The following is a 5455-nucleotide window of genomic DNA, read 5'->3' as shown; positions in this document are numbered from 1 at the left end:
ATCCAGAAGCATTAAGTAACTACAAAAAGTGACGACAGCTTTAGAGGCATAAATTTATATCGCGTTAAAAGATCCGTTTTATTTTTCTTATCATCCCGAAAATAAACGACTTATCCAAATTCGCTCAATTCTTCCAAATGGAAGTAGGGCATGATTTGGTAGACAGTTTGACTCCGGCAGTCAGCAAATAATTTCAAAAGAATCGGACGATGGCAGCGATTCATCATGTCGGTCGGTGGCTTCATTAGCAGCGCCCATTATTGGTTGGAGACCCTTTAGCACAGGTCAAGGATTTACAAACCGATGCGCCTGATTGGAATGGCCTGACTTCAAGACAGATCATGCGATTAAAGTCTGCTTGTGAGGACGGACTAAAAGTTGTTCGCGTAAAAACCAGAATCCTTTGATGGAAACGGCATTTTTTTACATGTTATTAGGAACAGGGCTTCGCGAACCCAAAGTGGTTTTTTTAAATGTTGGGCAATACTAGAAAAAGGGGTTGTTTGATGTGTTGCGCCATAAGACGAAACGTATCAGTCAGAACATTTCTTTACCACAAGAGAGTAGGTCGTATTTGGACGAGTACTTGGAAACCATAAAGGCTAGCGAAGATGATCCCTTGTTTGTAACACGTTATGGCACGCGTCTGCAGACCTCAGATGTTTATCGAATCTGTCAGTGATAAAATAAGCCTTGGCTTTTTACCTGAGGCTGAAACGTTTGAGTTTATACCACACAAGCTCAGGCATACCTTTTTGAAGATGGTCACTGATAAGCATGGATGCATTATGCGCAGGAGTTAAGTGGAAACGTATCCATTAAAGAAATTTTTCGTTATGCAAGGCCAAGTCAGGATAAGATGCAGTCAACGATTGAGGAATTATTTGAAAGTTAAACAGAAAAACATTTTCCATTTCTTCTAAACTTGGCGATACAGTCCTATCAAAACGATAAAACTGCTGTAGATAAAATTCTAGATCATATAGATAAACGGGATAATGATCTAAAAGAGGTCTTTAATACCTTTTCAATCGTTATATCATCCTGTTTCATAAGCACGAGTTAACTGGCCTGCTTTACTGACCACTAAATGGGTTTCTATGGCTAATTTCCTTAACACTTGCAGTAGCCTGATGCCGTAAATGCTTCGTGAAGAACCGCTAATTCCTATAATAAGACCTGGTTCGTTGGTCATGTAATGTCACTTTGGATATTAGAAGGTGAGATTTTACCAAATTATTGGGCATAAAACGTGTTTTGATTTATTTCTTTGGAGCCAAGATCATTACGTAACGAAAAATTAAATCACGCTATCAGTGAATTCTGTATGATGTGGAATTTCACCCATCAAATTTCCTGTCAAGTGAGTCGCTGTCTGGAAATGATTGGGGCAAGGTTTGAGAAATAAAAATTGGAGGAATTTTTTTGATTATCCATCATTAACAAAGTATCATCATTGGGAATAGTCTTTCTTGGACGAGCTTATAGTCAAACATCAAATACAGGGCTTAAGCTCAATCACCTTTATGCCAACGGGGTGCTATTGAATCTCGCTTATCTGAGGTAAGGATACCAACGTGCTGAAAAGAAACCGAATATTTTACATTTATCAAGTTTTAGTTGGATTATTTTTATGGTTTACGGCCATGTCCATGGTGCAAGCAGCCAGGCCCTTATGGACGTTCACTCCGGCAGTAGGTTCCAATCCTACCCAGGCGATACCGGCAAACGGCAGTGCCTCAATACAGTATATCATTGAGAATCAATCCAATAAATCCAAACAGCTGGTCATGGTGCCGATACCAGGCGTCACACAAACCGCTCCTTGCCCATTAGCCCCCAAAGGGCAGGCTGGCAGCAGTTGTACGTTAAATCTTGTCATCAGCGGCAGCGCTTTGCCCCAAAACGGTGTTCATGGCGGCCCTGCCTTATGCCAAACCAATGCTGACGGCAGTCCTAATTCCTCTCAATGTTATCAGCCAAGCCCGGGTAATCAACTCAACATCACCCTAAGTACGGCACCTCCGACACCACCAACACCCAGTGCAACCATTTCCGTTAATGGGTCGCCACTGTTATTAATTCCAAATACGACAGGGTCATTAATTGTGACCAATACGGGCAGTAATACTGCACTGAATGTAATGGCAAGTCTGCCTCCTGCTTTAATGACCGACGTCACTCAAGATGCCAGCAATTGCGCCATATTAATCGCAGGGGAGAGCTGCAACCTTCACTTTACTGTCAACGCCCAATCCCATCCGCCAACGGCAATTACTGTTGCGGGCACCAATACCAATACAGTTGGGGCAACGATAACCCTGACCTTGCCTTATGTGACTAATGGGACTGTGAATGCGATTGTATTGGATGCGGCTAATAACCTCATCTATCTGGGAGGATCTTTTTCTTTAGTAGGCCCTAACGTCGGCAACGGAGTCCCTCTTGACAACAGTACAGGCTTGCCGGTGGCTACTTTTCCGCTCGTGAATGCGGTAGTCCATGCGGTGGTGGCTGATGGCGATGGCGGTTGGTATATTGGCGGGTCTTTCACAAACGTGGGTGGTGAACCCCGCAATAGAATTGCCCATATTCTAAGCGATGGTTCTGTAGATCTCACCTGGAATCCTGACGTCAACGGCACGGTCTTAGCTTTGGCTGTCAGCAGCACCACTGTCTATGCTGGCGGGGTATTCACCTCTGCAGGCGGCCAAGCCCGTAATAACATTGCCGCTCTGGATATCACCACAGGCAATGCCACTGCCTGGAATCCCAACGCCAGTAGCAGTGTCACCGCCCTTGCTGTCAGTGGTTCTACGGTTTACGCCAGTGGGACCTTCACCTCCATAGGCGGTCAGGCTCGCAATCGCATTGCCGCCCTGGATGCCAGCACTGGCAACGCCACCGCCTGGAACCCTAACGCCAACAACAGCGTCGATGCCCTTGCCATCAGCGGCTCAACCGTTTACGCTGGCGGTAGTTTCACCTCTATAGGCGGTCAAGCCCGCAGTCGCATAGCCGCTCTGGACGCCAGCACTGGCAACGCCACCGCCTGGAATCCTAGCGCCAGTAATACCGTTTCTGTTCTTGCTGTCAGTGGCAGCACTGTCTACGCTGGCGGGAATTTCACTAGTATAGGCGGCCAGGGACGCAATCGCATAGCCGCCCTTGATGCCACCACCGGCAATGCCACCGCCTGGAATCCCAATGCCAATAACAGCGTCACAGAACTTGCTGTCGACGGCACCACCGTCTATGCTGGCGGGCTCTTCACCTCTATTGGCGGCCAAACACGCAATTATATTGCCGCTTTGGACGCTACCAGTGGCAACGCCACTGCTTGGAATCCTAACCCCAATAGTGGAGTCGGCGCTGTTGGGGTCAGCGGCTCCACCGTCTATGTTGGTGGAGTATTCACTTTCATGGGCGGTGATACACGTAATAACATTGCCGTTCTGGACGCCACCAGTGGCAAAGTCACCTCCTGGAACCCCAATGCCAACGGTACCGTCTCTGCCCTTGCTGTCAGTGGCGCCACCGTCTACGCCGGAGGGGCCTTTACCTCCATAGGTGGTCAAGCACGCAATCGTATAGCCGCCCTGGACGCCACCAGCGGTAATGCCACCCCCTGGAATCCCAACGCCAACAACACAGTCTCTGCTCTTGCTGTCAGCGGTACCTCCGTCTACGCTGGCGGTAGTTTCACCTCTATAGGTGGCCAAGGACGCAATAACATTGCCGCCCTGGACGCCGCCAGCGGCAACGCTACCGTCTGGGATCCCAATGCTAACGGCAGCGTCGGTGCCCTTGCTGTCAGCGGCAGTACCGTTTACGCTGGCGGCGCCTTTACTACCATAGGCGGTCAAGCACGTAATCGCATAGCCGCCCTGGATAACACCAGTGGCAACGCTACCGCCTGGGACCCCAATGCTAACAACACCGTCTCTGCCCTTGCGGTCAGCGGTACCACCGTCTACGCTGGCGGCAGTTTCACCTCTATAGGTGGCCAAGCACGCAATCGCATAGCCGCCCTGGACGCCACCAGTGGTAACGCCACCGCCTGGGACCCCAATGCTAACGGCAGCGTCTTTGCGCTTGCGGTCAGTGGTACCAGTGTCTACGTTGGCGGATCCTTCTCCTTCATAGGCGGTCAAACACGCAATAACATTGCCGCTCTGGACGTCGCCAGTGGTAACGCCACCGCCTTGAACCCCAACGCCAACAACATCGTCTCTGCCCTTGCGGTCAGCAGTAGCACGGTCTACGCTGGTGGCGCCTTCACCAGGTTAAATAACGTACCATTTTTGAGATTTGCCATCATTCCTATGGAACTGATTCCTTGAGGTATTTGCAGGGCTCAGGTATTCGGGCTCTTGGTATTTGCGTACCAAGAGCCTTTGACTAAATGCAGGTTCATTACTTTGAAAAATTTTATTACCCTTCATGGGGTATAGATAAAAAAATGATTTTAGATCAGCTGGGAAAGATGCTGCATTAGAACTGGGATCCCAATATTAAACGCCTTTTTTTTAAACACCTCTACCAGTATCATGTGAGGTAAAGTAAGTGCTGCCAACAGGTATACCGTTAAAAAAAACAGCTTCCTGCCAATCCAGGCTGCTTGGTAAAAAAGCATATGCTGTTATTGAAAAGGTGTACGTTAGCAAAGTCATTGGCAATAAGTCTTTAACGAATGTTCGATATGATGAATACCTCATCTTTTTAAAGAGCATAGCAAAATATATACATGAATGAATACCAACAAAATAAACGGTTAAAAAAGCCAGTGGCGGTACTAAAAGTGAAGCCACAAGCACGATAATAACCTCATGATCACTATCTTTTTTTAAAGTAAAAAGCCCGAGACCAATTACTGGCAATAAACCACATGCAGCCGACTGCAAAAAATGAGCATATAACACGGCGTGTTCTGAGCCGATTAGGTAGGAAAATAAGACACCTATTTGTTGAGTATGAAGTAATGCAGGCAGACAGATAATAGATAAACCAATAACTAAAGCTAAAAAATAACGGTAGAATTTTGCCTGGAAAAAACTTGAATCATAGCAATCCATAACAAAATGATGGGCAGAATACAATAAAAAAAAACAAAAAAGAAAGAAGAAAACCAGTAAAAACCAAGAAAAACAAATTTTATCTCATATCAATAAAAAGCCAGGGAATCAAGCCACTGTCTTTAATACACTTACCATTCGGGGGCCACCGGAGCTCGTTTCACTGATAAAAGAGAATAGAACAGGTTAATTATTTTGAATACTGTCTTGCACAGTAGGAATACGTTCATCTTGAAAATCAGAATAGGTTAAAAAAGTGACCGTTCTATACTTTCACCATTTCAGTTTTAATAACTTTTCACGCAAATTACATCCAGAAGCATTAAGTAACTACAAAAAGTGACGACAGCTTTAGAGGCATAAATTTATATCGCGTTAAA

General features: G+C 46.3%; 2 protein-coding genes and 1 pseudogene. 1 reads left to right on the top strand and 2 read right to left on the bottom strand.

The genetic code is table 11. From position 1 onward, the window contains the following. Positions 1-1045 precede the first annotated feature (1045 nt). Positions 1046-1195 (bottom strand): annotated as a pseudogene (locus G543_RS18740) (flavoprotein); the annotation flags it as partial. Between the two features lie 382 nt (positions 1196-1577). Between G543_RS18740 and G543_RS18445 the strand changes: the two are divergent. Next, complete coding sequence (locus tag G543_RS18445; protein WP_051190667.1) at positions 1578-4343, top strand: beta strand repeat-containing protein; 2766 nt, start codon at positions 1578-1580, stop codon at positions 4341-4343. Between the two features lie 186 nt (positions 4344-4529). On the opposite strand, the gene G543_RS0109990 is transcribed toward G543_RS18445, so the two are convergent. Continuing rightward, the gene (locus tag G543_RS0109990) at positions 4530-5153 is read right to left on the bottom strand and encodes a Brp/Blh family beta-carotene 15,15'-dioxygenase (protein WP_081675661.1); all 624 of its coding nucleotides are present in this window, start codon (positions 5151-5153) and stop codon (positions 4530-4532) included. Positions 5154-5455: the final 302 nt, after the last annotated feature.

It is taken from the genome of Legionella moravica DSM 19234 (assembly GCF_000423305.1).
Taxonomy (GTDB): Bacteria; Pseudomonadota; Gammaproteobacteria; order Legionellales; family Legionellaceae; genus Legionella; species Legionella moravica.
This window is presented reverse-complemented; position numbering and strand designations above follow the sequence as displayed.